The 15,747-nt window shown below is 74.3% G+C and carries 16 protein-coding genes; 3 read left to right on the forward strand and 13 right to left on the reverse strand.

Annotated features, from left to right (window positions below; translation table 11 throughout):
* Positions 1-37: 37 nt before the first annotated feature.
* Entirely contained in the window at positions 38-838 is an 801-nt protein-coding gene (locus ACFWUQ_RS06360) for a peptidoglycan recognition family protein (protein WP_384533621.1), read from the forward strand.
* 39 nt (positions 839-877) lie between these two features.
* On the opposite strand, the gene ACFWUQ_RS06365 is transcribed toward ACFWUQ_RS06360, so the two are convergent.
* Together ACFWUQ_RS06365 and ACFWUQ_RS06370 are read right to left on the reverse strand one after the other, a co-directional pair.
* Positions 878-1,084 (reverse strand): hypothetical protein, encoded by a 207-nt coding sequence (locus tag ACFWUQ_RS06365; protein WP_384533624.1) that lies wholly within the window; start codon positions 1,082-1,084, stop codon positions 878-880.
* Between the two features lie 125 nt (positions 1,085-1,209).
* A complete protein-coding gene (locus tag ACFWUQ_RS06370) occupies positions 1,210-1,476 on the reverse strand; it encodes a hypothetical protein (RefSeq protein ID WP_384533627.1) in 267 nt (88 codons plus the stop codon).
* A 175-nt stretch (positions 1,477-1,651) separates the two neighbouring features.
* Here ACFWUQ_RS06370 and ACFWUQ_RS06375 point away from each other — a divergent pair, with 175 nt between their 5' ends.
* Entirely contained in the window at positions 1,652-2,512 is an 861-nt protein-coding gene (locus ACFWUQ_RS06375; RefSeq protein WP_384533630.1) for a polysaccharide deacetylase family protein, read from the forward strand.
* An 85-nt stretch (positions 2,513-2,597) separates the two neighbouring features.
* On the opposite strand, the gene ACFWUQ_RS06380 is transcribed toward ACFWUQ_RS06375, so the two are convergent.
* From ACFWUQ_RS06380 to ACFWUQ_RS06425, 10 genes are all read right to left on the reverse strand, one after another.
* Positions 2,598-3,572, reverse strand: coding sequence for an alpha/beta hydrolase (locus ACFWUQ_RS06380; protein WP_384533633.1), 975 nt, complete (start codon positions 3,570-3,572; stop codon positions 2,598-2,600).
* Positions 3,573-3,730: 158 nt separating this feature from the next.
* Complete coding sequence (locus ACFWUQ_RS06385; RefSeq protein WP_384533636.1) at positions 3,731-4,738, reverse strand: hypothetical protein; 1,008 nt, start codon at positions 4,736-4,738, stop codon at positions 3,731-3,733.
* 127 nt (positions 4,739-4,865) lie between these two features.
* A complete protein-coding gene (locus ACFWUQ_RS06390; RefSeq protein WP_384533638.1) occupies positions 4,866-5,843 on the reverse strand; it encodes an LGFP repeat-containing protein in 978 nt (325 codons plus the stop codon).
* Positions 5,844-6,078: 235 nt separating this feature from the next.
* On the reverse strand, positions 6,079-7,536 hold the full coding sequence (locus tag ACFWUQ_RS06395) for a serine/threonine-protein kinase (RefSeq protein WP_384533641.1): 1,458 nt from the start codon (positions 7,534-7,536) through the stop codon (positions 6,079-6,081).
* A complete protein-coding gene (locus ACFWUQ_RS06400; protein ID WP_384533644.1) occupies positions 7,505-8,320 on the reverse strand; it encodes a serine/threonine protein kinase in 816 nt (271 codons plus the stop codon). Before ACFWUQ_RS06400 ends, ACFWUQ_RS06395 begins: the two co-directional genes overlap by 32 nt.
* A 125-nt stretch (positions 8,321-8,445) precedes the next feature.
* Positions 8,446-8,880, reverse strand: a complete 435-nt coding sequence (locus tag ACFWUQ_RS06405) for a hypothetical protein (RefSeq protein ID WP_384533647.1) — start codon at positions 8,878-8,880, stop codon at positions 8,446-8,448.
* A gap of 193 nt (positions 8,881-9,073) precedes the next feature.
* Positions 9,074-10,132 (reverse strand): SCO0930 family lipoprotein, encoded by a 1,059-nt coding sequence (locus ACFWUQ_RS06410; protein ID WP_384533649.1) that lies wholly within the window; start codon positions 10,130-10,132, stop codon positions 9,074-9,076.
* 153 nt (positions 10,133-10,285) lie between these two features.
* A complete protein-coding gene (locus ACFWUQ_RS06415) occupies positions 10,286-11,734 on the reverse strand; it encodes an NADH-ubiquinone oxidoreductase-F iron-sulfur binding region domain-containing protein (RefSeq protein WP_384533652.1) in 1,449 nt (482 codons plus the stop codon).
* Positions 11,731-12,951, reverse strand: a complete 1,221-nt coding sequence (locus ACFWUQ_RS06420) for a hypothetical protein (RefSeq protein ID WP_384533654.1) — start codon at positions 12,949-12,951, stop codon at positions 11,731-11,733. The genes ACFWUQ_RS06415 and ACFWUQ_RS06420 overlap by 4 nt, the downstream gene beginning before the upstream one ends.
* A 270-nt stretch (positions 12,952-13,221) precedes the next feature.
* The gene (locus ACFWUQ_RS06425) at positions 13,222-13,674 is read right to left on the reverse strand and encodes a hypothetical protein (RefSeq protein WP_384533657.1); all 453 of its coding nucleotides are present in this window, start codon (positions 13,672-13,674) and stop codon (positions 13,222-13,224) included.
* Positions 13,675-13,998: 324 nt separating this feature from the next.
* Here ACFWUQ_RS06425 and ACFWUQ_RS06430 point away from each other — a divergent pair, with 324 nt between their 5' ends.
* A complete protein-coding gene (locus ACFWUQ_RS06430) occupies positions 13,999-14,817 on the forward strand; it encodes a PucR family transcriptional regulator (protein WP_384533660.1) in 819 nt (272 codons plus the stop codon).
* Positions 14,818-14,890: 73 nt separating this feature from the next.
* Here the strand turns inward: ACFWUQ_RS06430 and ACFWUQ_RS06435 are convergent, their stop codons facing one another.
* Positions 14,891-15,577, reverse strand: a complete 687-nt coding sequence (locus ACFWUQ_RS06435) for an RNA polymerase sigma factor (protein WP_384533663.1) — start codon at positions 15,575-15,577, stop codon at positions 14,891-14,893.
* Between the last annotated feature and the right edge of the window lie 170 nt (positions 15,578-15,747).

The following is a 15,747-nucleotide window of genomic DNA, read 5'->3' on the forward strand; positions in this document are numbered from 1 at the left end:
GTCGCGTCCCCACGCAGGTCCGTGAGAAGGAGCCCCCTTGCTGCATCCCCGATACTCCGCCCCTCCCGGCGGACCGTTCCGCCCCAGCCGCCGCTCGGTCCTCGCCGGTGCGCTCGGGGTCGGCGCGGCGACCTGGTGGCCGGCGGCCCCGAGCGCCTACGCCTCCTCCGCCGCGGCCGGCCCCGAGGTCTTCGGCTGCGAGACCTGGGGCGCGCGGCCGCCGGCCGAGTCGGTCGTGGTCCTGGCCGAGCCACCGCGGCGGATCATCGTGCACCACACGGCGACGGCGAACGTGGAGGACTACTCGCAGCAGCGCGCCTTCGCCCTGGCGCGGGCGATCCAGAACTACCACATGGACACCCACGGCTGGATCGACACCGGCCAGCACTTCACCGTGAGCCGCGGCGCGTACGTCACCGAGGGCCGCCACCGCAGCCTGGCCGAACTGTCCGCGGGCCTGCGCCAGGTCCGCTCCGCCCACTGCGTCGGGCAGAACGACGTGTCCGTCGGCATCGAGAACGAGGGCACGTACACCGGGGTGGAGCCGCCGGCCCGCCAGTACGAGGCCCTCGTGGCGCTGTGCACGCACATCTGCGGCCAGTACAGCCTGCCCCCGTCCGAGATCTACGGTCACCGGGACTTCAACAGCACCGCCTGCCCCGGTGACCGCCTCTACGCCCTCCTCCCCCAGCTGCGCCAAAACGTCGCCGCCCGGTTGGGCGTCCCCCAGGGGGAGGACGGTGAGGACGGCGGGCGGAGCCTGTGGAACGGTTCCGCGCCCTCGGAGTACCTCCCGCCGGACCTGGTGGAGCGGGAACTCTCCCGCCATCTGCCCTGAGGCCGGGCGACCGGGCGGCCGGGCGACCGGGTGGCCGGGCTACCGCAGCCGCGGGCGCAGCGGCCGGGCCGGCGCGCCCGTGGCGGAGGCATCGTCGTCGGGCAGGAGCCCCAGCATGTCGAGCAGGATCCCCAGCTCCGCGGCGCTTGTGGCACGGGCGGCGGCCGCGCGGCGCGCCGCCTGCCGCTCGGCGAGCGCTGCCGGGCCGGAGACGGTCGGTACATCGATGGCGTACGGATCGTTCATGCCCCGATCCGACCACTCCCCCGCGTCCACGGCAGCCCCAGCCTGCTCCACCCGCCGCAACGGCGGGTCCCCGGGCTTCCCGGTCGGCGGGGTTCTGGGCAGGGTCTGGGCGCCGGGCGTGCCCGTCAGCCGTCCGGGGTTCCCAGCCGGGCGCTGATCAGGTGCGCGGCCTCGGTCAGCCGCAGGCGCCGGCCGGGTTCCTCGGCCCGCTCCAGCTCGCCCCGCAGGGCCCGTTCGGTCCGCACCATCGTGGCGCGGGGCACGGGTACCCGCTGGCCGGGCTTCTCCGTGAACGGCTGGAGTTCGGCGGCCGCCGCCTGGGCGTCGTGCGAGGCGCTGCGGCGCAGCGAGAGGAACACCCGGGCGAGCCAGTCGGCCGGGATCTTCACCATGAGATCAGTCATACCGAGGCCAACGACGCCGCGCCCGCCCGGTGGCAGGTCGTCGCTCGCCCGGCCCAGTGGAGGGCGCTCGGACGGCCCGCGCGGGCGGGCGTACCGGGCCCGGCGCTCGCACAGTGGAGGGCGGGCCCGCGAGCGCGGTGCCGTGACGGAGGGAGCGTGGCCGGTGGATACGGGACGACGTGCCGTACTGGCGGCACTGGTGGGGGCGGGGCTCGCGCCCGGCTCGGCCGCCCTGGCGGCGTCCGCGCACGCGGCGCCCCCCTGTACGCCGCCCCTCGCGGGGCGATCGTCGAGCCCCGGCGGACCCGGGCGCCGGCCCGCGGCCGCCGCCGGGCCGGTCCCGCCGGACTTCCTGCTCGGTGACGAGATCCGCCGGATGCCGACCACGCGGAAGGTCGCGGCGCTCACCTTCAACGCCGCCTGGGACGAGAGCGGGATCGACACGGTCCTGGCGGAACTGCGCCGGCGGGGGCTGCCCGCCACCTTCTTCCCGACCGGCCGGTTCGCCGCCGCGCATCCCGCCGCCGTACGCGCCATGGGCGCCGCACCGCACGGCTTGGGCAACCATTCCCACAGCCACCCGTACTTCGACGACCTGAGCACCGAGGAGCGGGCCGACGAAGTCCTGCGCGCCGACGCGGCGATCCGCGAGGCGTCCGGGACGGAGCCCCTGCCGTTCTTCCGCTTCCCCTACAGCTCGACCACCGAGGACGCGATCGCCGATGTCAACGATCTCGGTTACGCGGTCATCGAGTTCACGACCGACACCAACGGGTACCTGGGACCGGGCGGCGGCATGACGGTGGCCGCGGTGGTCGAGCGGGCCGTCGACGCCCTCACCCCCGGCGCGATCCTCCAGATGCATGTCGGCAGCGCCGGCGACGGCGTTGTCCTGGACGCCCTGGCCCTGCCGCGCATCATCGACGCCGTCCTGGCCGCGGGCTACGAGGTCATCGACCTCCGCCGGCTCCTCACCGAGGAGTTCTCCACCGCGAGCCTTGGTCCGGGCCTGTCGACGCTCTAGATCCGCCGCCGCCACCGGGACCCGCGGGTGCGGGCCCGGTGGCGGCGCGACGTTCCGCCGCGTTCGCGGCCCGGCGACGCTACGCCTACGCCTTGCGGAGCCGGCCGATGATGCCGTTGATGTCGTGGATGAACATGTCGTGCCGGATGAAGTGTCCGCCCGGCCGTTCGTGCGACTCGTGCGGAATGCCGGCGTTGTCGAGGTGCCACCGGAACTCGCGCTGCCCAGCGAGCACCTGCTCCTCGTTGAACCGGTCCTCGATCGCCTCCGGCGTGGTGCCGGCGACCAGGAACACCCGCTTGTGCCGGTAGCTCTCGATCCGCTGCACCGGGTTGTCGGCGCTCACCCGTCCCTCGTCCCACGGCACGCCGTAGACGAAACCGCCGCCCAGCTCCGCGGCGAAGGAGGAGGCGTTGGCCCAGTGCACGACGGCGCCGTGGTCGCGGCGCAGGCTGGCCGGGCCGGAGTGGGAGCTGACCGAGGCGAAGTGGCCGTAGTACTTGGCCGCGTACTTCAGCGCGCCGAAACCGCCCATCGAGAACCCGGCGACGGCGCGGCCGTCGTATTCGGCGAAGGTCCGGAAGTTCTCCTCGACCCACGGGAGCAGCTGGTGGATGTGGAAGTTCTCCCAGTCGCGCGGGCCCACGTTGGTGCTGACGGGGTTGGAGTACCAGCCCGCGCGGCCGCCGTCGGGCATCACCACGATGATCGGCTTGCCCGCCGTCCACGCGCGGATGCCTTCGCGGTCGAAAGTGATGAAGTCCTGGTTGCCGCCGTGGAAGAGGTAGAGGACGGGGTAGGTGCGCCCGCTCCAGTGGTAGTCGTCGGGGAGCAGGACATTGACCCCGGGTGCCCATCCGATCGCGTCCGTGTCGAAGCGGTAGTACCACATGCGGGGGTCCGACTCGTTGCGCTCCCGGATGCGCAGTCCGGCGGCGTCACCGACCGCACGGGCTGTCGCCGCCGCCCCGACGACCCCCGCGCCGCCGAGGGCTGTCGCGGCGGAGAGTCCGGCGACGGACCTCAGGACGCTCCTGCGGGTGGGCTGGTGCAGGCTCACTGTGACCTCCTGGTCGAAAGATGCGGTAGTGCGCGTCAGTTGATGCGTCAGTGGGTTCGGGGCGGCGCCGCGGGCCGGTGCTGCGGGCCGATGGCTGAGGCCGGTGGCCCAGGTCGGTGGTGCGGGCCAGTGGTGCGGTGGTGCGGGACAGTGGCGGGTCAGTCCTTGGTGATCCAGGTGCCCTTGGCCGGGTTCCAGTGGATCGTGGCGTTCTGGAACCGTTGGACCTTGCCGCCGGCCTCGTCCTCCTCATCGGTGACGGCGTAGCCCAGCGCGCCTTCGTGGCCGGCCGCGTGGAAGGCGTCGTAGATGGCGCCGTGGACCACGTGCGCGCCCGTCTGCGGCGACCACAGGAACAGGCCCCGCTCGAAGAACTGGTACCGCCCCCGCGTCCCGTTCGGCGCCGCCGCACCCTCCGCCTCGTCCATCGTCGGGAAGCCCCAGCGCCGCTCCGCGTCCGTCGCCCAGAACTTCCCCAGGATGTCCCCGTAGATCGCGTGCGACTCGTCCGGCCGCCAGATCACGATCCCGTTCTGGAACGCCTGGAACCGACCGCCGAGCGAGGAGTCGCGCTCCCCCGTGGTGGGCCAGCCGAGCGGACCCCCGGGCCCGCCGAGGCTGTCGTACTTCGCCCGGATCGAGCCGTACGGCATCAGGTCGTCCAGCTGGTGGTAGCGCCGGGGCGAGAAGCCGCGGAGGCCGTTGCTCCACACGCGCTCCTCGGCGACCTGGCCGAAGTCGTACGTCTCCCGCACCACCGGCTGCGTGTGCGCGGCGTCCGCCCAGCGGACGAACAGCGCCACGTGGTCGACGCCGCCGGAGTCGCGCAGCAGGGCGTCGCCCGGCTGGAGTTCGTGGGCCGGGATCTCGGCGGTGACGTCCCACAGGCCCCAGGTGGTCAGGGATGTGTTCAGGTGCCAGGCCATCGACACGAAGCCCGAGCAGTCGGGCCGGTAGCAGCCGAACTGGTTGTTGTGGCAGCCGCTCTGGCTGTACGGGACCCGCTCCGCGATCCACGACCAGGCGCGGTCCATCACCTCGCCCCGCCCGATGCTCCCGCCCGGTTCCGACGCGCTCGCGGCCGGGGCCGCGGTCAGGGTGAGGGCGACGGCCGCCAGGATCGACACCAGCGCCCCCCACACGCGCCGTGCTGTCCGCGTCCTCATGTCCGGATCCTCACGTCTGCGGTCCTCATGCCCGGGGTTCATATCTGCGGTCCTCCTATCTGCGGTCCTCACGCCTGCGGTCCTCATGTCCCGGTCCTCCCTGTCCGGTGCGCTCATCGGCGGGACCTCAATCCGTCGTGATCCAGGTGCCCTTGGCCGCAGTCCAGTGGATGGTGCCGTTCTGGAACCGCTGGACCTTGCCGCCGGCCTCGTCCTCCTCGTCCGTGACCGCGTAGCCCAGCACCCGTTCGTGGCCGGCCGTGTGGAAGGCGTCGTAGATGGCCCCGTGGACCACGTGCGCGCCCGTCTGCGGCGACCACAGGAACAGGCCTCGCTCGAAGAACTGGTACCGCCCCCGCGTCCCGTTCGGCGCCGCCGCACCCTCCGCCTCGTCCATCGTCGGGAAGCCCCAGCGCCGCTCCGCGTCCGTCGCCCAGAACTTCCCCAGGATGTCCCCGTAGATGGCGAAGGCCGCGTCGGGCCGCCAGATCACGATCCCGTTCTGGAACGCCTGGAACCGACCGCCCAGCAGGGCGTCCTCCTCGGCGCGCACCGGGTGGCCGAGCGCGCCGCCCGGCCCGCCCAGGCCGTGGTACTTGGCTCCGATCGCCCCGTACGGCTGGAAGGCCTCGTCCCGCTGCGCCCGCGCGATGCCCTCCGCCTGGTCGTACCGGTCCGGATAGGCGGAGCGCTGGACGGCCTGGGCGAGCTGCCCGGCCGTGCTGCCCTCCATGCCCGGCTCCATCTCCAGGGCCACGTCGAAGAACTTGTTCGCCGCGTAGTCGACGTCGCGGATCTGCTCGGGCGTGCCCCAGCCCTGCGAGGGCCGCTGCTGGAACACCCCGAGGGAGTCCCGGTCCCCGCAGTCCAGGTTGTTCATCCGGGATTCCACCCAGCCGGTCTCGAAGCCGGCCAGCATCACCTTGTCCGACACGCCCCGCCGCTGGCCGACCTCGTAGACCTTGCGGGTGACGGCGATGTCGCGCTCCGCGGGAACGTAGCAGTACGCCTCCGCCGGCGCGGTGTGGGCGAGCGGTCCGGGGACCTCGTCCATGCCCCCCGCCCACGCGGGGCGGGCCAGGCCCGACACGGCCGCGAGGGCCATGAGGACCCCCACCGCGCGTCTCGGGCGTCGTACGGCTGAGCCACCGAACATCACGGAACCCTTCCTCCCCTGTCCGGGTCGCCTGCGAGCTCGCAGCGATCCGTGGACCATCGGTCGGCAAGGTAGTCGCGGGGGCCGCGGGCGGGACATCCGGAACGTTCCGGAGTGACAACGGGCCGCCCCGGCGGGCATCGTGGAGCCCGAGGCCACCGCCCGGCCGGCCCGGCGCGGGTGTTCACCCCGAGGCGGCCCTCGGGCATCGGGGGGTCTGGGGGCGGTCCTTGGTCCGTACGGCGGGCAGCCAGGCGGTGGCCGGCGCGGAGCCGGGCGGAAGGCGCACCCGGTACCAGTCGGTGGAGTGCGCGCCGTCCTCGTCGATGACGGGCATGCCCTCGGGGAGCCGGCAGTCGGCGGCCAGGACGTCACCGTGCCATACGCGCGTGGGTACGACGTTGTCGGCCGTGTAGGGGCGCCGCGGGTCGACAGCCAGGCCCAGGCTGCACTGCGGGTCCCGGTCCGTACGGTCCCTGCACTGCTGCTCGGCGTTGTACACGCCGACCCGGCCGGGCGCACCGGACGCGCCGTCGCCGACCGGGTACGGCCAGAGCGCCGCGGTCGCCGCGACGGCGGCGCCGGCCAGGACGGCGGCGCGGCGCCGCCGCCTCGCCGGGCGGGCGTGCTCCGCGGGCCGAGGGCCGGGGACCGGGTCCGGGGCCCGGTCCTCGCGGGTCTCCATCCGCGCGAGGAGGCTCTGCGCCGTGTGCACGGCGCGGGCTGCGTGCGTCGGGGCGAGGCAGTCGGCGGCCAGCCCGCGCCAGAACGGCGGCACCGCGTTGTCCATGCGCAGCTGCGCCCGTCCGTCGGCGTACTCCTGGATCGCGGCGCCGCGGGCTCCCGGGGTGGCGCCGGGGAACGGCGAGGCGCCGGAGGCGAACAGCTCGTGGATCATGATGCCGAGGGCCCAGATGTCGGCACTCGGCCGGACTTGGACGCCGTGCTCGCCGAGCGGGGCCCGCCAGCGTTCGGGCGGCAGGTAGTCCAGGGTGCCCATGGGGGGTGCGTACCCGTGGGTGCCGTGGCTGCCGGTCAGCTCCGTGGCGAGGCCGAAGTCGGAGAGCTTGACCGAACCGTCCTCCATGAGGAGGACGTTGTCCGGTTTGAGGTCGCCGTGCACCCAGCCGCTGCCGTGCAGGTGCGCCAGCCCCTCGCAGATCTCCGTCAGCAGCCGGCCGGCGTCGGCCTCGGTCAGCGCGGCGGCGTCGAGCCGGTCGCGCAGGCTGGCCCGGGCGCGTTCCATGACCAGCACGATCGCTCCGTCCAGGTGCGGCCGGTCCGGTTCGCTGAGTACCACACGGTCCAGGAGGCGGATCAGCCTCGGGTGGCCGGCCCGGCGGCCGAGTTCGATCTCGCGTCCGGCCGCCGCTGCCACCTCGCGGGCTTGGCGGGGTGCGAGGCCGGAGGTCGGCAGGAACTTGAGCGCGACGTCCTGTTCCCGGTCCTGTCCGCGGGCGCGGTCCCGGTCCCGGCTCCCGGTCGGGTCCTCCTCGCCGGGCGCTTCGCTGGCCCGTCCCGCGTACACCGTGGCCCAGCCGCCCGTCGCGATCGGCTCGGTGACCTCCCAGCCGCCGATGCGGTAGCCGCGCGGGAGCGGTTCGGTGCGGTCACTTCCCGAGGTGTCGGCCGGGCAGTGCACCCTCTCCTCCTCCGACCCGGGGCGGCAGCAGCGCGAGGTGCTCCTCCCGTACGAGCCCGAACCGCAGGGCGAGGCCGACGATGGCCTCCCGCTTGCCGGTGCGCCGTGCCCCCGGCTGGGGACCGGGCTCGGTGGGCCCGCTGATGCGCATCTTCTCGTCGGCGAGGTAGTCGAGGTGCGAGCTGACCGCGCGCGCCGTGAGCCGGCGGCAGGCGGGGTGGTTCCTGAGCCGCTCCACGACCTGGGGCGTGGTCGGCACCGCTACCGGCGACTCGTCCCGCAGCCTCGGTTCGCAGAGCGCCACCAGCACCAGGAAGTAGAGGGCCGTCTCGTCCAGGGAGTACGCCGTCACGGTGCGCCGGCCCCACGGGCCGCCCGTGCCGTCGGGGTCCAGGTAGACGTGGTCGGGCGCGAACACCTGGAAGGACACGGTGGTGTCGCGGCGCGCGGGCAGCACGACCCGGGAGAACTCGAACGGAATCGGCGCCCCGGCGCGGCGCGGCGGGACCCGCAGGTACTCCCCCGCTCCCTCCGGGTTCTCCACCAGGTAGCTCTGGGTCGTACTCAGGTTGCTGAGCTGCCAGTGGTCGTCCGTCACCCTGATCTCGCCCGCCAGTCGCGAGACCGCCGCGTCGTCGAGGCGGAGTTCTACGGGGGTCGTCGCCGAGCCGCGCCCGAAGCGCGCCACCTCCCCCGGGCCGAGCCGCAACGTCACCCCGTTCCCGCCCGGTTGCCCGCCGCTGTCCCCGTTCCCCCGCGGCAGATGGATCACTACCCCGCTCACTGCCCCCTCCTCGCCCCCGAGTCGCCGGCCCCCCGGCCGGTCCCCGATGAACGTTACACAGCACCCGCGGGGGTCCCCTCCCAGGTTTTGGCCGGTTCTCTCCTTCGCGGACCGGCCGCTTCCGGTCAGTGGCCGGCGCCGGAGTGACCGGGCGGGCCGCCGTGCGTGGAGCCGGTGTCGAGGGTGCCGCCGAGCCGGTCGCGCAGTGCGCCCAGGGTCTCCGGGGAGGCGTTGGTGACGACCCACCGGTCTCCGACGAGGTAGCTGCCGCCGTACGTCTTGGCCTCGGTCAGCCAGGAGCGCAGCCCGCGGTCGGCGGCGAAGGTGACCATCCGGTACGGGCCTTCGGCCGTGGCACAGCCCCCTTGGCGCAACTCGTCCGCCTCGACCATGACTTCGGCGGTGCAGCCGATGGCCGTGGCGATCTCCTCGATCGAGGTGCCGGGCGCGGCGGCCGGCTGCCGGTCGGCGCATCCACCGCACAGCAGCGCCGCGCAGAGGGCCGCCGCGACCGCGGCGGCGGGGCGGAGCGGGAGGGTCCGGCGGCGAACGGACGGCATGGCGACCTCACTGGCTGATCGGACGGGTGTCGGGAAACGGGTCCGTGGTGCCCGGGAAGGGGAGGATCCCGGGCACCACGTGTTCTGGGAGGCGGCCCGGCCCGAAAAGGGCCGGACCGACTGATCGGCCGGATCGCAAACGGCCTCGGAAACGGCCTCAGAAATGGCCGGTAACCGGCCGGGCCGGCCGCCTCTAGCCGATCGCCTTCGCCTTCTTGCCCTTGTCGGTCACGGCGAACCAGAGGCCCTGCTTTCCGTGGCCTGTGATATCGCCGGGCTCCGTGTCACCGGTGAACGAATAGACCGGCCAGCAGTCGATCGTCAATTGCTCGGTGCCGTCGGGGCGCTTCATCGTGCCGATGAGTTCGGGGGCGATCCCGGACACCTTCTCCTTGTCGACGGGCTCGGCCGGCTTCCAGGTGTCGAGGCACGCGCCGAGGCAGGCGGTCTTCATCGGCCAGGCGCTGTCCTTGTCGAAGCGGTAGAGGGTCTGGCCCTGGGCGTCCGCGACGATGGTGCCGAGCTTGGCGTTCCGGTCGGCCGAGAGCTCGACTCCCTGCCCGGCCTCCTTCGCGCCCTCCTTCGCCTCCTCCTTCCCGGCCTCCTCCCCGCCCGCCTGCCCCGCGCCCTGCCCCGCGCCGGCCTTGCCGGCCGCCGCCGGCTTGCCGTCCGCTCCCAGCACGTGCCAGGTGCCACCGACCCCTTCGCCGAGGGTGTCGCCCGGCTTGGCGTCCTTCGCGTAGCGGTACACGGGCCAGCCCGCGAGGGTCAGCTGGCGGGTGCCGTCGGTCCGCGCCACCGAGCCGAGGAGTCCGGCGTCCAGGCCGGCGCCCGCTGTGGCCGCGTCGGCAGGCACCGGCGGCCACGCCGTGGCGCAGTCCCCCTCGCAGTTGGACTTGGGGGGCTCGGCCGTGTCCTTGTCGAAGCGGTAGAGGGTGAACCCCTCGCCGTCGGTGACCGCGGCGCCGAGGGCCGGCACCTCCTGCACCTTGAGCTGGCCGGCCGGGCCGTCCTTCCCCGCCCCGCCGGCCGGGACGGCGCCGGTCCCGTAACCGGCGCCCGCGCCGGAGCCGTACCCGTCGGCGCCGTAAGCCCCGGCGCCGTCCTGGCCCGTCCCCAGTTTCTTGCTGTCGCTCACCGGTTGTACCGCGCCGCCCTTTCCCGATGCGTTGTCCGCGCTGCCGCATCCGGCCGTCAGCAGAAGGGCCGCGACGGCCGACCCGGCGAATATTCCGCGACGCATTCTCCGCATGATGTCTCCTTCAGGTTCGGTCCGGTATTTCGTTCCCTCGGTAATTGATACGGGGAACCGGGGCGGCCGAGCTCATTTCAACGGGAATTTGTCATATCGCGCCAACATTGAACTCCGCGGCGGCCCGGGTACGTTCACCGGCGTTCCTCACGGTCATTCCCGGATGCGCAGTGCCAGGGCCGGGCAGCGCCGGACCGCTCGGAGCGCCTTCGGCCGCAGCCGGCCGGGCACGGGCATGGACGCCTCGGCCGGATAGCCGTCCGCGTCGAGTCGCACGACGTCGGGGAGGATGTCCACGCACAGGCCGTGCCCCTTGCACAGGGTCCAGTCGACGACCAGCCGTTCGGGGTTCTCGTCCTCGGGCAGCGGCAGCGCCCCCAGGACCCTGCGCCCGCACCCGCTGCCGAGGGCGTGGTCGCGGAACTCCTCGGGGAACGCGGCCAGCGCCGAGGCCACGAAGGACGAGGTGCCGTCGGGGTGGCTGCACGCGCCCCGGCCCCGTACGACCGCCATCCGGGTCCGCACCGCGTCCAGCGCGGCCGCGCCCCCGCCCCGTACGGCGTCCTCCAGTACGTCGGCGAGGGCCGGCAGCCCCCGTACGCACGGCCCGCACTGGCCCGCCGACTCCTTCGCCATCCAGCGGGTCACCCGCGCCACCTCCCCGGCCGGGCAGGTGTCCTGGGGCAGGGGCAGTACGGCGCCCGCCCCCAGTACCGCGTCGAACGCGGCGAGGGACTTCCGGGAGACCTCGGACGCGCGGGCCGACGCCGGATCCAGCCATCTGCCGTGGAACCCGCCGACCAGGACGCCCTGGCCAGGCTCGGTGCCGCACAGGTCGAGGACGTACGCCAGCGAGGTCCCGGTCGGCGTCTCGACCACGGTGGAGCCGGCCACGGTCAACAGCACGGTGCCCGGCTCGGACGCCAGCCCGGCCGTACGGTACTGCGCGGCGCCGAGGCGTGCGGCCACGGCGAGTTGCGCGAAGGTCTCGGTGTTGGACAGCAGGGTGGGGACGCCGTTCAGACCTCGCTCGCTGGTCCGCACCTTCTGGCCGGACGGCAGGGCCGCGCCGCCGTTCAGACCGCTGACGAGGGCAGTTCCCTCACCGGTGACGAAGCGCTCGGGGAGCCGCACGACGCGGACCCGGCGGCCCGCCGGGCCGCGTTCGGCGACGGCCTCCCGCACGGACTGCTCCACGTCGGTCCGGGTCACGGCGACCACGACGTCCTCGGCGCCGAGTGCGGCGGCGGACAGCAGGGCTCCGTCGAGCACCAGGTGCGGGGCGTGCAGCAGTAGCGCGGTGTCCTTGAGGCAGCTCGGCTCCCCCTCGCTGCCGTTGACCACCACAGCCGTCGATCCGTCGCGTGCGCGGGCGGACCGGCTGACGGCGCGCAGTTTGCGGGCGAAGGGGAAGCCCGCACCGCCCCGGCCGCGGAGCTCGATGTCCTCGGCCAGGGCGATGAGCTCGTCGGGGCCGAGTTGGGGCAGTTGACCGTGGACGCCCAGATGGGCGGTGCGGTCGAGCCGCGGCATCCGGTCGAGGCCGGCCAGCAGCCGCGGGGCGCCCACGCAGCCGAGGCCGGGGCTCGGCGCGCCGGTCACGTCCACCGCTCCGGGGTGGCGAAGCGCTCGTCGGAGCGTTCGGCCGTACGGGCGGCGCCCGACCCGGCCGGGCCCTGCCCGTACGCGGCGGCGTACGGGGGGTACTCCGGCCGGGGCGGCGGGAGCGGGACGGACACGACCGTGCGCGCGCCCGGGTACGGATCCTGGGACGGGGCCGCCGACGCGTCGGGGTACGGATCGGGACCCGGGAACGGGGCGGGGTACGGGTCGGGGTCCGGGTACGGGTCGGCGCCCGGGTACGGACCGAGGCCCGGGTACGGGTCGAGTTCCTGGGTGCGGTCGAGTTCCGGGGCCGGCCACCGGTCCGACTCGGGGCTCGGCCGCACGCGCGGACGCGGCTCCGCCTCGGGGCGCGGGCCCGGCACCGGGTCCGGGTCCTGCCGGGGGCGGGGCACCGCCGACAGGGCGGAATCCCGTACCGCCGGCCCGGGTACGAAGGGCCAGCGGGCGGCGGGCCGCGGCGCCCCACCGCCGCGCAGGGCCCTGACCCGGAGCACCAGGACGACGGCGACCCCGGCCAGGCAGAGCGCGTACGCCGCCGTGACCGCCGCGCCGGCCGGGCGGCCCGCCTTCAGGCCGTGGACCAGGGAGGCACCCCACGCCGGATAGGCGCCGAAGTGCAGGGCCCGCCACCACAGCGAGCGGCTTTTGGTGGCGAACACGCTGCGCACCGCCCCCGACACCGCGACCGCCACGAACAGGTAGCCGGCGAGCGTGCCGAGTCCGATGAGCAGCGGCTGGTCGACGTCCGTGAAGGGCAGCGCCGCCGCGCCGGCGGTCGTCCGCTGGCGGGCGATCTTGACCCAGATGTGCAGGGCCAGGAAGCCGAGCCCGGCCACGGCGAGACCGCGGTGCGCGCCCTGGGCGAGCAGCCGGTGTCCCGAGCCGAGCAGTGTGCGGTCGGTGGCTGCCAGGCCCCACAGGACGGTGGCGGTGAGCGAGACGAGCGAGAGGACCCCGGATCCGTGGTCGAGGAAGTCCCATACATGGTCCAGGGCTCCCGCGCGGACCGCGACGAGGGCCGAGAGGAGGACCGCGGCGGCGGCACAGAGCGCGCCGGGCCGCATCCTGCCGTCGACGGGCAGGAGCGAGGGCCGCCGGACGGCCCGGCGTCCGGCGGCCGTCGCCGCCGCGGCGTGACGGCTCCTGCGGCGTGCTTTGTGGGAGCGGGGCATGTGCGGCTGGGGCAGGGGCATCCAGTTCTCCTGTGCGCCTGGGTTCCGAGCACTCCACCTGCCGCTCGGCACCCGGGGGTCGTTTTCGTCAGTGCCCGGCAGCGCTGTGGAACTCCGCGCCGGCCGAGGGAACTTGGGGCCGGAGTGCAGAAGCATCGTGGAGACGCCAGGCACCTCCACAGGATTTATCGAAACGTGATAATTTCTCGCACCGCGTCTACGACCCATCGAACAACCCCGGAAGATTCCCCTCCAGCGGAGGTTGCGACAGGCCACCGCGTCGCCCGCCACCTACGCGTCCCCGGCGGCAAAAACAAGGCAAAACCCCGGGACCGTATGTGGCCGGATCTCTCCAGGAGGGAGTACGAGGGCCGCAACTCTCTTCGCCAACAAGGTTGTTGACGAGAGAGGCAACCTCGGCGGGCTTGTCGCTCCTCCCCGGACAGGCCTCACCCCGGCACGAACGAGGAAACGATGTGCGAACTTCTGAACCGCATCTGGTCCCGCCCCCGCGGCGAGTGGACCCGCGTCCTGCGCAGAGAACTCCCCGCGCTGGCCGCCGAGATAGTGGAGGAGCTTCTGCATGGAATTCCGGAATTTTCCGCACTTGTCGATGACAACGATGCCTTCGACGACGAAACACTCAGACAGCGGGTGGAGGATGCGCTGCTCACCGCCCTCGGCTATCGCGCTCCGGATGAATGCGACATGGGCGAAAGGCCCGGACCGGAGGAGGACCGTCACGACGGGAGGGACGACGGCGGAGGCGGCGCCGGGCCCGGGCTCGGGCAGGGCATCGGGTACGGGGTCCGCCCGGCGGCGGTCCTGCGCGAGGTCGGGCCGGCGACATCCGGGCACGCGTCCGGGCATACGTCGGGACACGCGTCCGGACACGCGTCCGCAGGCGCGGCGGGAGAGACGGCCGGACGGCCGGGCGGGCACCCCGCGGCCCACCCGGCCGGGCAGTCGGTCGGGCAGCCGGCCGCCCATCCCTCCGTTCACCCCGCCGGCCATCCCCCCGTTCAGCCCCCCGTTCACCCCGCCGGGCACTCGCTCCGGCAGAGCGACGTGCCCGCCGTACGGCGGGAGGCCGACCGCGCCCGCCAGCAGCTCTTCACCGCCCTCACCGATGACCGGGCGGCGTGCCGCGACTCCCTCTCCGAGCTGGCCGAGGCCGCCAACTGGCCGCTGCCCCCGGCCGTCCGGGCCATCGCTCCGGCCGCGCCCGGAGATGCGCACCAGCTGGCGGCCGTCCTGGACGACGCTCTGACCGGCACGTTCGCCGGCCGGCCGTGCCTGCTGCTCCCGAGTCCCGACCCGGACACCCGCGCCCCGCTGGACCTGCCGCTGCGCGGCCGGTTCGCCGCCGTCGGCCACGCCGTCCCCCTCCCCGACACCGCGTCCTCGCTGCGCTGGGCCCTGCGGTTGCTGGCCCTCACCCCGGCCCGCGGCGGGCCGGACGCCCGTCCCGTGTTCGTGGACGACCACCTCTCGACCCTGCTGCTGCTCCAGGACGAGCCGCTGGCCCACGCGCTCGCCGCCCGGTGGCTGCGCCCCCTGGCGGATCTGACCCCGCGCCAGAGCGAGCGGTTGGAGGTCACCCTGCTGGCATGGCTGGAAGGAGGCGGCGCCCCGGAGGCGGCGAAGGCCCTGAGCGTGCATCCGCAGACCGTGCGGTACCGCATGCGGCAGCTGGAGAAGCTGTTCGGGCCCGGGCTCCGGGATCCCCGTACCCGGTTCGAGCTGGAGATGGCCCTGCGCAGCCGGCGTCTGATGGCGCAGGTGCGCCGCCAGCACTCGCGGCTGGGCCGCCGCACGGCACGCGTCGTCACGGCGGACTTCACACCTGTGGTCGTCGGCCGGATCGCCCGGGTCAACGGCCTCTGACACCGATGCCCCGGCCCGGCCCCGTACCTGACGGGGCCGGGCCGGGGCCGTGCCGGGGGGCGTCGCGGCCGGGTCAGGCGGGCACCGCCCGTGCGGCGGGCGCGGGGCCGGGCAGGGTGGCGTTGAGGTGCAGCAGCTCCGCGTACGCCCGCGCGCAGGAGGCGCACTGGGCCAGATGGCGGGTGAGGTCGCGGGAGAGGCGGGTACTGCCCCGCCGGACGGCGGATCCGAGCATGCCGGTGTAGTGGCGGCAGGCGGCGCCGGACACGAGGTCCAGATGGGCACGCAGATATGCCTGGCGCAGTCCCTCCCGGGCCCGGAAGGCCAGCGAGGTCACCGCACTCGGGGTGATCCCCAGCAAGGCGGCGACCTGGTGCGGGGAGCCCTCCTCGACGAGCGTGTGCCACAGCACGGCCTGCCAGCGCGGGGGCAGGGTGTGGAAGGACCGGGCGATCAGCCGGCGGTCCTCGTGCGCCAGCAGCTGGCTCTGCGGGTCGCCGCCGGCGGGCGCCTGCCGGCACCAGGAGGCGAAGTCGGCCGTCAGCAGGGTCCTGCGGTCGCCGTCCCGCCACTGCATCGCGGTGTGCCGGACGACGGCCAGCAGGTACGCGCGCCAGGGGCCTCGCGGCCCGGCGCCGGAGCGGACGGCCTGGAAGGTGCGGACAAAGGCCTCCGACACGAGGTCCTCGGCGTCCTGCGGGGTACGGCTGCAGGTACGCGCGTACGCGAGGGCCGCCCGTCGGTGCCGCCGGTAGAGCACGTCGTACAGGGCGGGGTCGACGGTGCCGGCGCCGTACCCGCTCCTCAGCCGCCGGGTGAGTTCCCCGTCGGAGGGCGGGACTTCGCCGCCGGCGCCCGCGGCACGTCCGGGTTCGGGCCCGCGGGGGCGGGCGCCGGCGGCCCCGGAGGCGGTTGGACGGGCGCCCGGTG

The sequence above is a fragment of the Streptomyces sp. NPDC058662 genome (genome assembly GCF_042716255.1).
In the GTDB taxonomy this organism is placed as follows: Bacteria; Actinomycetota; Actinomycetes; order Streptomycetales; family Streptomycetaceae; genus Streptomyces.

Excerpts from the sequence above, each read along its gene's own strand:
- ACFWUQ_RS06365 (WP_384533624.1), bottom strand. The coding sequence starts at position 1,084 with ATGAACGATCCGTACGCCATCGATGTACCGACCGTCTCCGGCCCGGCA.
- ACFWUQ_RS06370 (WP_384533627.1), bottom strand. The coding sequence starts at position 1,476 with ATGGTGAAGATCCCGGCCGACTGGCTCGCCCGGGTGTTCCTCTCGCTG.
- ACFWUQ_RS06385 (WP_384533636.1), bottom strand. The coding sequence starts at position 4,738 with ATGAGGACGCGGACAGCACGGCGCGTGTGGGGGGCGCTGGTGTCGATC.
- ACFWUQ_RS06390 (WP_384533638.1), bottom strand. The coding sequence starts at position 5,843 with ATGGCCCTCGCGGCCGTGTCGGGCCTGGCCCGCCCCGCGTGGGCGGGG.
- ACFWUQ_RS06405 (WP_384533647.1), bottom strand. The coding sequence starts at position 8,880 with ATGCCGTCCGTTCGCCGCCGGACCCTCCCGCTCCGCCCCGCCGCCGCG.
- ACFWUQ_RS06410 (WP_384533649.1), bottom strand. The coding sequence starts at position 10,132 with ATGCGGAGAATGCGTCGCGGAATATTCGCCGGGTCGGCCGTCGCGGCC.
- ACFWUQ_RS06420 (WP_384533654.1), bottom strand. The coding sequence starts at position 12,951 with ATGCCCCTGCCCCAGCCGCACATGCCCCGCTCCCACAAAGCACGCCGC.